The sequence below is a fragment of the Rhodoferax sp. genome (genome assembly GCF_013297935.1).
Taxonomy (GTDB): domain Bacteria; phylum Pseudomonadota; class Gammaproteobacteria; order Burkholderiales; family Burkholderiaceae_C; genus Allorhodoferax.
Map to the genome: position 1 here is coordinate 39,010 of NZ_JAAFIX010000006.1, position 13,054 is coordinate 52,063.

Here is a 13,054-nt window from a genome sequence, read left to right on the forward strand (position 1 = left end):
GCCTGTACCGGAGATCCTATATGCAACGCCCCCGTTTGTCCTTGTGGTGGAAGTCCCTGAGCGCGGCTCTGGTGCTGGGGGGCGGTGCGTCCATGCTTCATGCCCAAAGCCTGCAAGACCTCTACACCGCAGCCCGCGGCTACGACGCCAGCTACCAGTCGGCCAAGAGCCTGTATGACGCCAACCTCGCCAAAGCCGAGCAAGCCAAAGCCGTGTTGTTGCCCAGTGCCAACTTCGCGCTGGGTGCGAGCCGCTCCAACCAGGAAGTCCTGCCCAACCCCGACCGCAGCTATGGTGCCCAGACGGCCACCATCAGCGCCTCCCAGCCTCTGTACCGCCCTGTCAACAAAGCCAATTACGACCAAGGCATGAAGAGTGTGGAAGCCGCCAAGGCCCAGCTGCTCGCCGCTGAGCAAGATCTGATCGTGCGGGTGAGCCAAGCCTACTTTGATGTGCTGGCCTCCACCGACAGCCTGACCTTCGTCAAAGCCCAGAAGGCCGCCGTGGCGGAGCAGCTGGCTTCTGCCAAGCGCAACTTCGAGGTAGGTACCTCCACCATCACCGACACCCGCGAGGCCCAGGCCCGTTTCGATCTGGTGGTGGCCCAGGAGCTGGCCGCTGAGAACGACCTGCGCGTCAAATCCATCGCGCTGAACCAGTTGGTGGGCGTGAGCAATGCATCACCTAAGCCACTGGCAGCCCCTATCGTGCTGGCACCGGTAGAACCCGCAGACCCTGAAGCCTGGGTGCAGCAGTCTGCTGCCCGGCACCCCGCCTTGGCGCAGCTGCAAGTGGCGCTGGACGTGGCCCAACTCGAAACCGCCAAAGCCGAAGCCGGCCACAAACCCACTCTGGACCTCACCGGCAGCTACTCTGCGGTGAACAACAACGGTACCAACCAAGCGGTCGGTGACAGCCGGGTGAACGTGGCCACCATCGGTGTGAACTTCAACCTGCCCTTGTTCGCCGGCTTTGCGACCCAGAACCGCATCAAGGAAACCCTGGCGCTGGAAGAGAAAGCCCGCACCGACCTGGAAGCCAGCCGCCGCACCATTGCCCAAGCCACCCGCACGGCTTACTTCGGGGTGCAAAGCGGCCAAGCCCAGGTCAAGGCCTATGAGGCTGCCGAAGCCTCCAGCCAGAGCGCGCTCGACGCCAACAAGCTGGGCTACCAGGTGGGTGTGCGCATTAACATCGATGTGCTCAACAGCCAGAGCCAGCTCTACAGCACCAAGGCCACGCTCGCCAAGGCGCGTTACGACGTACTGGTGGGAGGCCTGAAGCTCAAGCAGGCGGCGGGTACCTTGGCGGTGGAAGACTTGGCGCCTATCAATGCGCAGTTGGTGCCGTGAAACCTGTATCTCGCGTGTTCGCTTGGCTTGACCGGGTTCCCCTGCACTGGATCGTGCTGTTGGCGCTCGGACTGGGCCTTGCGCCTTTCACTCCTGAGCCACATCTGGTGGAGAAAGTCCGCATGCTGATGCAAGGCAAGCTGACGCGCCTATTGGATATCTGGGATCTCTTGATGCACGGAGCACCTCTGCTCTTACTGCTGCTGAAAGTGGCGCGCAGTATTAGGCTGCGCAACCACCGGCCCTAGGGTGAGAGCCCACGCTGCTTGCGCGCTATGGGGCGGCTTCGAGGCGGGTGACAATGTACTTGCCTCCCTCTTGGACGACATCGAAGCGAACTTTGTCACCGGCCTTGGCAGCATCGAGCAGGGCGGGGTCCCTCACGGTAAACACCATGGTCATGGGCGGCATCTCGATGGAGGGAATGTCGCCATGCTTGATGGTGATCTTGGCCGCTGCCTTGTCGATCTTGCGGATTTCACCGTGGGCCAGCCCGGCGCTTGTTTGGGCCAACACGGAAGTCGCGCACATCAGCGCGGCAAGGGTGATTCCGGCCCGGTGTGCAAGTTGAGAGAAAGTCATGGTGCAGTCCTTTCAGCGGTAGCTCTGAAACACGGTGCTGCTGCCATTGGCGGCCACCAGCAGCACATTGAACGGGTCTTTGCGGCCCTTGTAAATCGCACCGTCCATGCCCGGTGAGCCAATGGGCATGCCCGGCACCGACAGGCCCAGCGCCTTGGGCTTCTCGCGCAGCAGGCGTTGGATGTCTTTGGCGGGCACATGGCCCTCAATGGCATAGCCACCGACCACGCCGGAGTGGCAGGAGCCCAGGGTCTGCGGCATGCCGAGCGCGGCGCGCTTGGCTTCGTTGCCGATGTCGTGCACGCGCACGGCAAAGCCCGCTTGCTCTAGGTGTTTCACCCAGTCTTTGCAACAGCCGCAGTTCGGGTCTTTCCAGACATCCATCGGTATTGCTGGTGGTTTGGCAGCCCATGCAGGAGCGGCCAACAGGGCGCCCAGGGAAGCGAGGACGGTTCGGCGGGTGTTCATCATTTGGCAGCTCCTACTTTCACAGCGCCCTTCATGCCGGCCTCATAGTGGCCGGGGTGCAGGCAGGCAAAGTTCACGGTGCCTGCTTTGGTGAACTGCCAAATGACCTCACCCGTTTTGCCGGGCTCAACGCTGGCGATGTTGGGTTCGTCGTGCTCCATCTCGGGGAACTTCTTCATCAGCTCGTAATGCTCTTTCAGGTCCTTCTCGGTACCGAGGTTGAACTCGTGTTTGAGCTGCCCGGAGTTTTTGACGACAAAGCGCACCGTCTCGCCTTTGCGCACGGAGACGGTGGAGGGCGTGAAGCGCATGGCGTCGCTCATGTCGATCTGCACCGTGCGGCTCACCTTGGCAGCCACACCGGGCTTGCCGATGGCCTCGGTGCCGTGGCCACCGGCATGGTTTCCTGCGGCAAAAGTGCCGCTAGCCAGCGCCAATAGTGCGCAAACAGCTATGAAATTGATAGTATTTTTCATGGTGTTGTCCTTTGGTTGAAGTGAAAAAGGCTCAGTGCTTCATGCTGCCCGTGGACTTGCGTACCTGAACCTGGGTGTCGTGGTGGGGCGGTTGTGCCAGCGGCATGCTGCCTTTGCTTTCGGCTTGAAAGCGTGCGGGCTCGGGCAGGGCACCGGTCCACTCAAAGGCGCGGGTGCCAGGGGGCTGCGGGTACCAGCCCGGGTCTTTGTAGTCCCCCGGCTTCTGGTCTTTGCGCACCTTGAGGATGCTGAACATACCGCCCATCTCCACCCCGCCATAAGGGCCGCTGCCCGTCATCATGGGTGCGGTGTTGTCGGGCAGGGGCATTTCCATCTCGCCCATGTCGGCCATGCCGCGCTCGCCCATCACCATGTAGTCGGGCATGGAGCTCTGCAGCTTGCCCACCAGCCCGCGGTGGTCCACGCCGATCATGGTGGGCACGTTGTGGCCCATGGCGTTCATGGTGTGGTGGCTCTTGTGGCAGTGGAAGGCCCAGTCGCCTTCTTCGTCGGCCACAAACTCAAATTGACGCATCTGCCCCACCGCAACATCCGTGGTGATTTCGGGCACGCGGGCCGCCAGCGGCCAGGGCCCGCCGTCGCTGCCAGTCACCATGAACTCGTGGCCGTGCAGGTGGATCGGGTGGTTGGTCATGGTGAGGTTGCCCACGCGAATGCGCACTTTGTCCATCTTGCGCACATTGAGCGTGTCAATGCCGGGGAAGACCCGGCTGTTCCAGCTCCAGAGATTGAAGTCCAGCATGGTCATGATTTTGGGCGTCATGCTGCCGGGGTCGATGTCGTAGGCATTGAGCAGAAAGCAAAAGTCCCGGTCCACTTCGCTGATGAGCGGGTGCTTGGTCTTGGGGTGCGTGACCCAAAAGCCCATCATGCCCATGGCCATTTGCGTCATCTCGTCAGCGTGCGGGTGGTACATAAACGTACCCGGGCGCCGCGCCACAAACTCATACACAAAGGTCTTGCCCACGGGTATCGGCGCTTGGTTCAGACCCGACACGCCGTCCATGCCGTTGGGCAGACGCTGGCCGTGCCAGTGCACGCTGGTGTGCTCGGGCAGCTTGTTGGTCACAAACACGCGCACCCGGTCGCCCTCCACCACCTCGATGGTGGGGCCGGGGCTCTGGCCGTTGTAGCCCCACATATTGGCTTTGAAGCCGGGCGCCATTTCGCGCACCACCGGCTCTGCCACCAAATGGAATTCCTTCACGCCCTGGTTCATGCGCCAGGGCAGGGTCCAGCCATTGAGGGTGACCACCGGGTTGTAGGGCCGGCCGGTGCCGGGCACCAGCGGCGGCATGGTGGCGGGCGAGCTTTGCAGCACCGGCTCGGGCAGGGCGGCCATGGCCACGCGGCTCACCGAGGCTGCCGCCACTGCGCCCATGGCAGTGGCGGCAGCACCGTTGAAAAAGTTACGTCGGTTCATACAGGTCCTTGAAGGGGGGCGCGATCAATGCGCGGGCTTGGCATCGGTGCCGGTTGCGGCACCGGTGCGGGCGGGGGCACTGCCTTCGGGCGACACACCAGCCAGCACGGCCTGCACATCGGCAAACGCCAGCCAGTAGTCACGCAGCGCTTCGGCTGCGGCCAGACCACTGAGCGTGCGGGTGCGGCTGTCGGACATGACCTCGAACACGCTGGTCAGCATGCCGTTGTAGCGCAGGGTCAGCTCGTCGTGAATGAATTGCCGCAGCGGCAGCACCTCGGTCTGCAGGTGGTGGGCCATGTCCCACTGGGTGCGCAGGTTGAAGGCTGCCTCGCGCGCCTCGCTGCGCACCAGCACCGCTTGGGCGCGTACTTTGGCCGCGTCGCCCAGCGCGTCCCAGCGCTCGTCGATGTTGGACGGCACGGTGCTGGCTTGCTTGCGCTGCCAACTCAAGCGTTCGGCTTGCAGGCCACTGCGGGCGGCTAGGGCGCGGGACTCTGTGTCGGCAGTGTCTGCGGGGCTGGCGGGCAACGCGGGCAATGCGCTGGCCAAAGTGAACTGTGTTTGCGCACCCCACAAGCCCAGCACCCGGATGAGCTGCTCACGCGCGGCAAACGCCGCTTGCTCGCCCCGCGCCAGTGCCACCGCCGCGTCGGACAGCGTGGCTTGGCTTTGGGCTTGGGTGAGGCGGCTCACATTGCCGGCGCGCACCATGCGGCGGGTGAGTTCGTCGGCAGTCTCTGCGGTAGTCTTGGCTTCGCGAAGCAGCTGGGCGTTGCGCTCTGCGGCCACCGCGTTCACCCACGCCTTGTAGGCGCGCAGTGCCAGGCGGGTGGCCTCGTCGCGGGCGCGCAGTCGGGCCGGAAAGGCGGGGCTTTGCATGTCGGTGATGTTGCTGCCCTCCGCGCCCTGCGCCATCTGCAGCTCGGGGCTGTTGAGCAGGGCGATGCGCATGGCAGCAGGTCCATCCACCGAGGCTTGGAGCAGCCGGGTCAGCTCATAGTCGCCCGCAAAGGTCGGGCTGGCCATGCGCAGGGGCGCGGCCGACGGGCCCAGCAGGCCACTTAGCCGGGTCTGCACGTCGGTTTGCAAGCCTTGCACGCCACCATCCGGCGGTGCTGCGTGGGCGTGGGAGAGCAGCAGCGCCAACCCGAGCGAGCACATCATGGGTCCGGCGAACCGGTGTGCGGTACGCGGGCTGCTCATGGCTTTTCCTTCAGTGCCGCAGCGCGGGCTTTTTCCCACTGCAGCAGGTCGATATGGCCGCGCGGGAATTGGGCGACTGCCTTGTTGGCAGCCTTCCAGTCGGTGCTGCCTTCTTCGACGCCCTTGGGCAAGTCGGCAAACACCGAGCGGTAGGGCAGTGCGGGCACGGGGCTGGCGGCATCACTGGCTTGAAGGGTGCGCGCGGGCTCGGTCAACACGGCTGCACCTGTCTGGGCGTGCGCGGGCGCCGTCAGCAGAGGCGCTATGGCCAGCCAGAAGCTAAAGGCCCCGACCGACCGCAAAAGCGGAGGCAAAAAGTACATGGATAGTTTCCTGATTCAAGGTGAAAACACCCCGCCCACTGGCTGCGCAAGGCAGCGAGGGGCGGACTACAGACCCACTACGGGCCTTGGAATCAGGAAATGGGTGGTTTTTGGGCCAACGCCGCCAAGGCGCTGGCAAAGTGGTCGGCGTGCGCCGGCAGGGGCATTTGCGGACCGAATACCGGTAGCGCGACCTGCAAATCAGCCGGCATGGCGGTAGCAGCACACATCTGACACAGGGAGCAGTTCTCGCAGCCATCGTGTGATGCCACCGTGGCGGTCGGGCTGGCGTGGTGCGTGGATGCGGCCTCTGCCAAGGTGGCCGTGTGCTCTGTCATGGCGCTGGCGGCCATGTCCTCGCAGTCGTGGCCACCCGCTTGCGCAGCAGCCGGTGTGCCGTGGTGCGCGTTGGTTGCCATGCTGGCGGTCAGCGCAGCGGCCATGCGGGTTGCCATCAGCTCATTGGCCATGCCGCGCAGGGGCGCCAAGGTAATGAGGAGGATGAGAACAAAGACTCGCATGAAAGGATGATACGCCGCAGGCCCCGGAAGTTCCATAAGCACGCGATTTGAGTGCCAAATCGGTCTCTAGCCCTTGTGAAATATGCGCAAACAGCTATGAAAAAAGGAGCGCCTAGCCGCCGCTCTGCCAGTGCACCCAGGCAGCAATCGCCGCAATCACCAGCGCCATGGAGCCGCCCAGCCAGCGCTGGATTTTGCGGGTCAGCAGGCAGTCGTTGCAGATGCGGCCATGTTTGTCGGTGGTGTGGGGCACGGCGCCACAGCTGTAGCACAGCCCGGCGCGCTCCCACTTCTCCCGCCGCTTGGTGCGCCAGACAAACACCACCACCAGCACTAGCAGCACCACGATCAAAAAGTTGAAACCGAGCTTGAGCATGGTGTTAGCGCCCCGCCATGACTTTGCGGATGCGCTCAATCGTCTCGGGCATACGCGCCTTGCGCGACACATCCAAGCCCAGCTCGCGGGCAATGTGGTTCACCACCGCCACGTTTAGCGGCAGGCCCCCCGCATCCACGGCGCGCAGCAGGTCGCGCGCCCGCTGCTCGGCGGTGCGGGGTTGAGGGCGAAAGAGTGTGGAGAGGGCGGTGAACCAGTTCATGCGTGTCCTGTGGGATGAGGGGACTGTACCGCCTCGCAAGGTGGGTCTTTAAGATCGGTGCATGACTTCGCGCTCCACCCCTTCTGCTTCCCGTTTGGTCGCCCTGTACCCGCTCTTGTTCGTGGCCTTGTGGAGCACCGGTTTCATCGGGGCCAAGTTCGGTTTGCCCTATGTGGAGCCGCTCACCTTTCTGGCGGTGCGCTACGCCGCGGTGCTGGTGCTGATGGGGCTGGTGGTGTGGCGCACGCGGGCGCCCTGGCCGGCCACGCTGCGCGAGTGCGGGCACATTGCCGTGACCGGCGTGCTGGTGCATGCGGTGTATCTGGGGGGCGTGTTCATGGCCATCGGCCATGGGTTGCCCGCCGGAGTAGCGGCCATTGTGGTGGGACTGCAGCCCTTGCTTACCGCGTTGGGTGCCGGCTGGCTGCTGCGCGAAAAAGTACGCGCCACGCAATGGGCGGGCCTGGCGGCAGGCTTTGCGGGCGTGGCGCTGGTGGTGGCGCACAAGGTGGCCGCCGGTGCGGGGCTGGCTACGTTGTGGACGCTGCTGTTCCCCGTGGCGGTGGCCTTGCTCGCCATCACCGCCGGCACGCTGTACCAGAAGCGCTATTGCCCAAGCTTTGATTTGCGCACGGGCTCGCTCATTCAGTTCATTCCCAGCCTCGTGTTGACGGGCTTGGCAGCCGCTGCCACCGAGACCATGCATATTGAGTGGACCGCATCCTTCGTGTTTGCGCTGGCTTGGCTGGTGCTGGTGTTGTCGCTGGGCGCGGTCACGCTACTCAATGTGCTGATCCGCAGTGGCAGTGCCGTCAACGTGGCCAGCCTGTTTTATCTGGTGCCGCCGTGCACGGCGCTGGTGGCGTGGGCCCTGTTCGGCGAGACCCTGACCGGCCTCGCCTTGGCAGGCATGGGCCTCACTGTGTTCGGGGTGTGGCTGGCCCGCAAGTAGGCGGCAAGCAGGCGCTATATTTTTAGGAGCCGCTCGCTCATATTCCATATGGGCTAGCGGCCTATTTGACTACTTTTTTACGTAGATCTGGTCAAAGCTGGCACCGTCGGCAAAGTGGGCTTTGTCGGCCTTGTCCCAGCCGCCGAAGGCCTGGTCGATGGTGAACAGCTTGATCCTGGGGAACTGCTTGGCGTATTTGGCCTGTGCTTGGGTGGAGACGGCGGGGCGGTAGAAGTGTTTGCCCGCAAGGTCCTGGCCTTCTTCGCTGTACAGGTACTTCAGGTATTCCTCTGCCACCGCACGGGTGCCTTTTTTGTCCACGTTCTTGTCGACCACCGACACCGCAGGCTCTGCCAGGATGGATAGGCTGGGTACCACCACATCAAACTTGCTGCCGAACTCTTTTTCCAGCAAATAGGCTTCGTTTTCCCACGCAATCAGCACGTCGCCCTGGTTGCGCTGGGCAAAGGTGATGGTGGAGCCGCGCGCACCGGTGTCCAGAACCGGCACGTTGCCGTACAGCTTGGCGACGAACTCTTTGGCCTGGGCATCGCTGCCGAACTTGCGCTTGGCAAACTCCCAGGCGGCCAGGTAGTTCCAGCGGGCGCCACCGCTGGTTTTGGGGTTGGCGGTGATGACTTTCAGATCGGGGCGGATCAGGTCGTCCCAGTCTTTAATGGCTTTGGGGTTGCCCGCGCGTACTGCCAGCACGATGGTGGAGGTGTAGGGCGATGCGTTGAGCGGCAAGCGCTTTTGCCAGTCGGCGTTGATCCAGCCGCCGTTCTTGGCGATGGCGTCGGTGTCGCCTGCCAAAGCCAGGGTCACTACGTCAGCGTCCAGCCCGTCGATCACTGAGCGGGCCTGCTTGCCCGAGCCGCCGTGGCTCTGCTTGACGGTCACCGTCTGGCCGGTTTTAGCTTTCCAGTACTTGGCAAACGCGGCGTTGAATTCCACATACAGCTCGCGGGTCGGGTCGTACGACACATTGAGCAGGGTGATGTTTTGTTGCGCAAAGGCCTGGCCGGTAGCGGCGGCCAACGCGCCAGCGAGTACCAGCGTACCGAAGCCGCGGCGGGAGAGGGCGGCGTTACGGGGTGCGGTGGCTATAGATGCAAAGGGCATATCAACTCCAGAAATCAACGCGTTAGTGCGATAAGGGAGATTCTGGAAGCTGTTCGTTAAAGCTGGAAATACCGAATTCTTGGTTCTAAATAACTAAAACATCCTTAGGGTTGAGGTGCGATGCCTCGGCGCAGCTCGTCCGGGGTGCTGCCGGTCATCTTCTTGAACATGGTGATGAAGGCGGACGCACTGCCGTACCCAAGGTCCAGTGCGATCGTCTCCACCGTTTGCCCGGCCTCCAGGAGCGGCATGGCGCGCACCACTCGCAGGCGCTGGCGCCACTCGGCAAAAGTCATCCCCAGGTCCCGCTGGCAGCGGCGCATCAGGGTGCGCTCCGTAGTGTGGGTGGCTGCGGCCAATTCGGGTAGAGAGCGGTTATCACCGGGGTGCACTTCCAGCAGACCTAATACCGCGCCCAGCGCCGGGTCGTCCGAGCCGGGCAGGTAGCTCCCGGCCCGTGGCGCCGTGGCGAGCTGGTCCAGCAGCACCCGCAGCAGCCGGGTTTCAGCACCGGCCGAAGGAATGCCGGCTGGCTGCAGGCGCAAATGCTCCAGCAGGGCCCGCACCAGCGGGCTCACCGTGAGCGCGCAGGGCTCGGTCGGCAAGGGCGGGCACAGCGGGGTAGAGACATACAGAGAGCAGTGGTGGGCGGCTTTGCGGTTCAGCCCCACATGTTCCAGGTGGGGCGGTAGCCAGATGCCGTATTGCGGTGGCGCCATGTAGTGGTGACCGGCTACCTTGACCTCCATCACCCCGCTGAACGAATACACAAATTCGCCCCATGCATGCTGGTGCTCCGGGTACAGGCCGTGGTCCGGCACATAGGCGCTACGGAACATCACCGGGGCCGGAAGGCTGGGGCTGGAGAGGGGGACTTCCAGTTTCGGACGCAAGATGGGCATGGGTGTCTGCTATGGCGTATGGCTTGTCTGTTTTTCACTATATCAAGGAAAGCCGTCAGTTGAATAATCGGGGCTTCAATCGGATCGGAGTGCTATGGATACGCGCAAAGCGGTGGACGGCTCAGCTGTCTTGTTGATGATGGTCTTGTGTGCCACCTGGGGCATGCAACAAGTGGTGCTCAAGGCCACGGCGGCAGACATTGCCCCGGTGATGCAAATTGCCTTGCGCTCCGGCGTGGCCGCCTTGCTGGTGGGCTTGGTGATGTGGTGGCGCGGAGAGTCGATGTCGCTGCGCGACGGCACGTTGGTGCCCGGCATCGCGGTGGGGGTGTTTTTTGCCACCGAGTTTTTACTCGTGGCCGAGGGCTTGCGTCACACCAGCGCCTCGCACATGGTGGTGTTTTTGTACACCGCGCCCATTTTTGCAGCGCTGGGTTTGCATTGGCGCATTCCGGCGGAGCGCCTGAGTGCGCTGCAGTGGAGCGGTATTGCCATTGCCTTTGCCGGCATTGCCATGACATTTTTGGGGCGGGGCCATGGCGCGGGTGCGGCAGAGCAGGCCAGCACGCTGTGGGGCGACTTTCTGGGCGTGTTGGCAGCCGTATCGTGGGCGGCAACCACGGTGGTGGTGCGCTGCTCCAGCCTGGCCACCGCCCAGCCGTCTAAAACGCTGCAGTACCAGTTGGTCATGGCCTTCGGTGTGCTGCTGGTCGCCTCCTGGGCGAGCGGGCAGGCCCATGTGAACTTCACGCCGCAAGTGTGGGCCAGCTTGGCCTTCCATGCGGTGGTGGTCTCGTTTGCCAGTTTCCTGGCGTGGTTCTGGTTGCTGCGCCACTACCTGGCGTCGCGCCTGGGCGTCTTTTCATTCATGACACCTTTGTTCGGCATGGTGTTTGGTGCCTGGCTGCTGGACGAGCCCATTGAGGCGGGTTTTCTGGTCGGGGCTATTCCGGTGCTGATCGGCATCGTTCTGGTGAGCGCGGGCCCTTGGTTGGGGCAAGCCTTCAAAAGGCAGGCCAGCGGCAACGCGGCCTGAGCCCCCGTGCCAGCCTGATTTGCACAGCTATGGTGCAAATCAGGCTGGCATAACACTTGCATAGCTGTACACGCGGGGCAGCCACTTCGGTTTGCTTCTTCACAATGGACGCTAGGGTTCCGGTTGCCTCTCACAGGGCAATGTCTGGTCCGAGAGCAGCCGGCCGGTAGTGGCTTTCACCACTGCGGGCTCCACGGCGGGACAAAAGCCCGGGAGGTTCACTTCAGGATTGAAGTGGTCTCCCGCATTTGTTCAACAACCTGGAGTCTCGCGATGTCTTTTTCTCTCCTTTCGATCTCCCGTGCGTTCCGGCGCAGTGTGGCCGGTACCTGTGTGGCACTGGCCGGTGCCGCAGCCCTCAGCTTTTCCGCACCCGCGGTAGCCGAAGTCAAGGTCGGTGTCTCTGACTGGCCGGGCTGGGTCGCCTGGTATGTGGCTGAACAAAAAGGCTTCTTCAAAAAGCACGGGGCCGACGTCAAGCTCGTCTGGTTTGCCAACTACACCGACTCCATTTCCGCCTTGTCTTCCGGCCAGCTGGACGCCAACTCCCAGACCTGGTCGGACACCCTGGGCCCCTTGGCCAAAGGCCTACCCCTGAAGACCATTTTGGTCAACGACAACTCTGCCGGTAACGACGCCCTGATGGTCGGCCCCAAGATCACCTCGTTTGCCCAACTCAAGGGCAAAAAAGTGGCGCTGGAGCAGTTCAGCATTTCCCACTTTGTGCTGGCCACGGCGCTCGCCAAAAACAGCATGAAGCTCAGTGACGTGAAGATCGTCAATTTGTCTGCCGGCGATGCGGCAGCGGCCTTCATCAGCGGCAAGGTCGATGCGGCAGTGCTCTGGAACCCGTGGGTGAACCAGATCGAGAAGAGCGGCAAGGGAAAGCCTCTGTTCACCTCCAAAGACATGCCCGGCCTGGTGCCCGACTTGCTGGTGGCACAAGAGAAAGCTATCAAGGCCAAGCGCAAAGACCTGGTCGGCATGATCAAAGCCTGGTTTGACACCGAAAAGTTCATCCGCGAGCAACCCGCCGAGGCCGCCAAAATCATGGCCAAGGTGGTGAGCATGTCGCCCGAGGAATACGCGGTGTTCATGCCCGGCACCAAGTTCTTTGATGCCGCTGCCAACACGGCTGCGTTTGACGCCAAGCAGCCCCAGTCTCTGGCCGCTACGGCGCCCACCATCGCCGCCTTCCTGACCGAACACAAGCTCATCGAAGGCAAGCCTGACGCTGCAAAGGGGCTGGACGGCAGCCTGCTGCAAGAAGCCCTCAAGTAAGGAGCCTGCCATGTGGTCCATCCGGTTGGCGATCCCTCGCCGCACCTATGGCTTGCTGGCACTGTGCGGGCTGGTGCTGCCCCTGATTGCCTGGGGCCTGCTCAGTCTGTTCGGTGGAGTGAGCCCGGTCTTCTTGCCCGGCCCGGAGAAGGTGCTGCTGCGCATCGTCTCCTGGGCCACGGAAGACGACCTCTTGGGCGATGCGCTCATCAGCACCATGCGGGTTGTTGCCGGTTGGGCCTTGTCGGCCTTGATTGCCGTGCCGCTGGGATTGTTCATCGGCAGCTGGCGGGCGGTGCAAGCCCTGCTGGAGCCCTTGACCGACTTCATCCGCTACATGCCGGCGGTGGCCTTTATTCCGCTGGTCATGCTGTGGGTGGGCATCGACGAGGGCGCCAAGGTGGCCATTATTTTCATCGGCACCTTTTTTCAGATGGTGCTTATGGTGGCGGAAGACGTGCGCCGTGTGCCGATGGCGCAGATCGAAGCCGCCCAGACTATGGGCGCTACCCGGAGCGAGGTAGTGGAAAAAGTCATCTTCCCGTCGGCCAAACCTGCGCTGTTGGACACCTTGCGCGTCACCATGGGCTGGGCCTGGACCTACCTGGTGGTGGCGGAGCTGGTGGCGGCTAATTCGGGTCTGGGCTTTGCCATTTTGAAAGCCCAGCGCTTCTTGCAAACCGACAAGATCTTTGCCGGCATTCTGCTGATCGGCTTCATCGGCTTGGCCATCGACCAGCTGTTCCGCCTGCTGCACCGCAAGGCCTTCCCTTGGATGCACACACGGTGA

General features: G+C 63.0%; 17 protein-coding genes and 1 riboswitch. Of the genes, 6 read left to right on the forward strand and 11 right to left on the reverse strand.

The window, feature by feature from the left end; all coding sequences use genetic code 11:
- Positions 1 to 92 precede the first annotated feature (92 nt).
- Together QZW03_RS10185 and QZW03_RS10190 are read left to right on the forward strand one after the other, a co-directional pair.
- A complete protein-coding gene (locus QZW03_RS10185; RefSeq protein WP_296510077.1) occupies positions 93 to 1,352 on the forward strand; it encodes a TolC family outer membrane protein in 1,260 nt (419 codons plus the stop codon).
- On the forward strand, positions 1,349 to 1,600 hold the full coding sequence (locus QZW03_RS10190; RefSeq protein WP_296509896.1) for a hypothetical protein: 252 nt from the start codon (positions 1,349 to 1,351) through the stop codon (positions 1,598 to 1,600). Before QZW03_RS10185 ends, QZW03_RS10190 begins: the two co-directional genes overlap by 4 nt.
- 25 nt (positions 1,601 to 1,625) lie before the next feature.
- Here QZW03_RS10190 and QZW03_RS10195 read toward each other — a convergent pair whose 3' ends face one another.
- The 9 genes from QZW03_RS10195 to QZW03_RS10235 all read right to left on the reverse strand — a co-directional run bounded on the left by QZW03_RS10195 (position 1,626) and on the right by QZW03_RS10235 (position 6,971).
- Positions 1,626 to 1,934: a copper-binding protein gene (locus QZW03_RS10195; protein ID WP_296509897.1), complete on the reverse strand. Its 309-nt coding sequence runs from the start codon at positions 1,932 to 1,934 to the stop codon at positions 1,626 to 1,628.
- Positions 1,935 to 1,946: 12 nt separating this feature from the next.
- Positions 1,947 to 2,402 (reverse strand): DUF411 domain-containing protein, encoded by a 456-nt coding sequence (locus QZW03_RS10200; protein WP_296510078.1) that lies wholly within the window; start codon positions 2,400 to 2,402, stop codon positions 1,947 to 1,949.
- On the reverse strand, positions 2,402 to 2,878 hold the full coding sequence (locus QZW03_RS10205; protein ID WP_296509898.1) for a cupredoxin family protein: 477 nt from the start codon (positions 2,876 to 2,878) through the stop codon (positions 2,402 to 2,404). Before QZW03_RS10205 ends, QZW03_RS10200 begins: the two co-directional genes overlap by 1 nt.
- 31 nt (positions 2,879 to 2,909) lie before the next feature.
- A complete protein-coding gene (locus QZW03_RS10210; protein WP_296509899.1) occupies positions 2,910 to 4,322 on the reverse strand; it encodes a copper oxidase in 1,413 nt (470 codons plus the stop codon).
- A 24-nt stretch (positions 4,323 to 4,346) separates the two neighbouring features.
- The gene (locus QZW03_RS10215; protein WP_296509900.1) at positions 4,347 to 5,528 is read right to left on the reverse strand and encodes a hypothetical protein; all 1,182 of its coding nucleotides are present in this window, start codon (positions 5,526 to 5,528) and stop codon (positions 4,347 to 4,349) included.
- Entirely contained in the window at positions 5,525 to 5,851 is a 327-nt protein-coding gene (locus QZW03_RS10220) for a hypothetical protein (RefSeq protein WP_296509901.1), read from the reverse strand. Before QZW03_RS10220 ends, QZW03_RS10215 begins: the two co-directional genes overlap by 4 nt.
- Positions 5,852 to 5,943: 92 nt before the next feature.
- Entirely contained in the window at positions 5,944 to 6,372 is a 429-nt protein-coding gene (locus tag QZW03_RS10225) for a hypothetical protein (protein ID WP_296509902.1), read from the reverse strand.
- A 112-nt stretch (positions 6,373 to 6,484) separates the two neighbouring features.
- Positions 6,485 to 6,748, reverse strand: a complete 264-nt coding sequence (locus tag QZW03_RS10230) for a hypothetical protein (RefSeq protein WP_296509903.1) — start codon at positions 6,746 to 6,748, stop codon at positions 6,485 to 6,487.
- Between the two features lie 4 nt (positions 6,749 to 6,752).
- Entirely contained in the window at positions 6,753 to 6,971 is a 219-nt protein-coding gene (locus QZW03_RS10235; protein WP_296509904.1) for a hypothetical protein, read from the reverse strand.
- A 61-nt stretch (positions 6,972 to 7,032) separates the two neighbouring features.
- Here QZW03_RS10235 and QZW03_RS10240 point away from each other — a divergent pair, with 61 nt between their 5' ends.
- The gene (locus tag QZW03_RS10240; RefSeq protein WP_296509905.1) at positions 7,033 to 7,923 is read left to right on the forward strand and encodes a DMT family transporter; all 891 of its coding nucleotides are present in this window, start codon (positions 7,033 to 7,035) and stop codon (positions 7,921 to 7,923) included.
- Positions 7,924 to 7,992: 69 nt separating this feature from the next.
- Here the strand turns inward: QZW03_RS10240 and QZW03_RS10245 are convergent, their stop codons facing one another.
- Both QZW03_RS10245 and QZW03_RS10250 read right to left on the reverse strand, forming a co-directional pair.
- The gene (locus QZW03_RS10245) at positions 7,993 to 9,045 is read right to left on the reverse strand and encodes a sulfate ABC transporter substrate-binding protein (RefSeq protein WP_296509906.1); all 1,053 of its coding nucleotides are present in this window, start codon (positions 9,043 to 9,045) and stop codon (positions 7,993 to 7,995) included.
- A 104-nt stretch (positions 9,046 to 9,149) separates the two neighbouring features.
- Positions 9,150 to 9,947, reverse strand: coding sequence for a helix-turn-helix transcriptional regulator (locus tag QZW03_RS10250; protein ID WP_296509907.1), 798 nt, complete (start codon positions 9,945 to 9,947; stop codon positions 9,150 to 9,152).
- 94 nt (positions 9,948 to 10,041) lie between these two features.
- Here QZW03_RS10250 and QZW03_RS10255 point away from each other — a divergent pair, with 94 nt between their 5' ends.
- The 3 genes from QZW03_RS10255 to QZW03_RS10265 all read left to right on the forward strand — a co-directional run bounded on the left by QZW03_RS10255 (position 10,042) and on the right by QZW03_RS10265 (position 13,054).
- Complete coding sequence (locus tag QZW03_RS10255) at positions 10,042 to 10,983, forward strand: DMT family transporter (protein ID WP_296509908.1); 942 nt, start codon at positions 10,042 to 10,044, stop codon at positions 10,981 to 10,983.
- A gap of 100 nt (positions 10,984 to 11,083) precedes the next feature.
- Positions 11,084 to 11,201, forward strand: a riboswitch (guanidine-I (ykkC/yxkD leader).
- A 55-nt stretch (positions 11,202 to 11,256) separates the two neighbouring features.
- Positions 11,257 to 12,264: an ABC transporter substrate-binding protein gene (locus QZW03_RS10260; protein WP_296509909.1), complete on the forward strand. Its 1,008-nt coding sequence runs from the start codon at positions 11,257 to 11,259 to the stop codon at positions 12,262 to 12,264.
- Between the two features lie 10 nt (positions 12,265 to 12,274).
- Positions 12,275 to 13,054, forward strand: a complete 780-nt coding sequence (locus QZW03_RS10265; protein ID WP_296509910.1) for an ABC transporter permease — start codon at positions 12,275 to 12,277, stop codon at positions 13,052 to 13,054.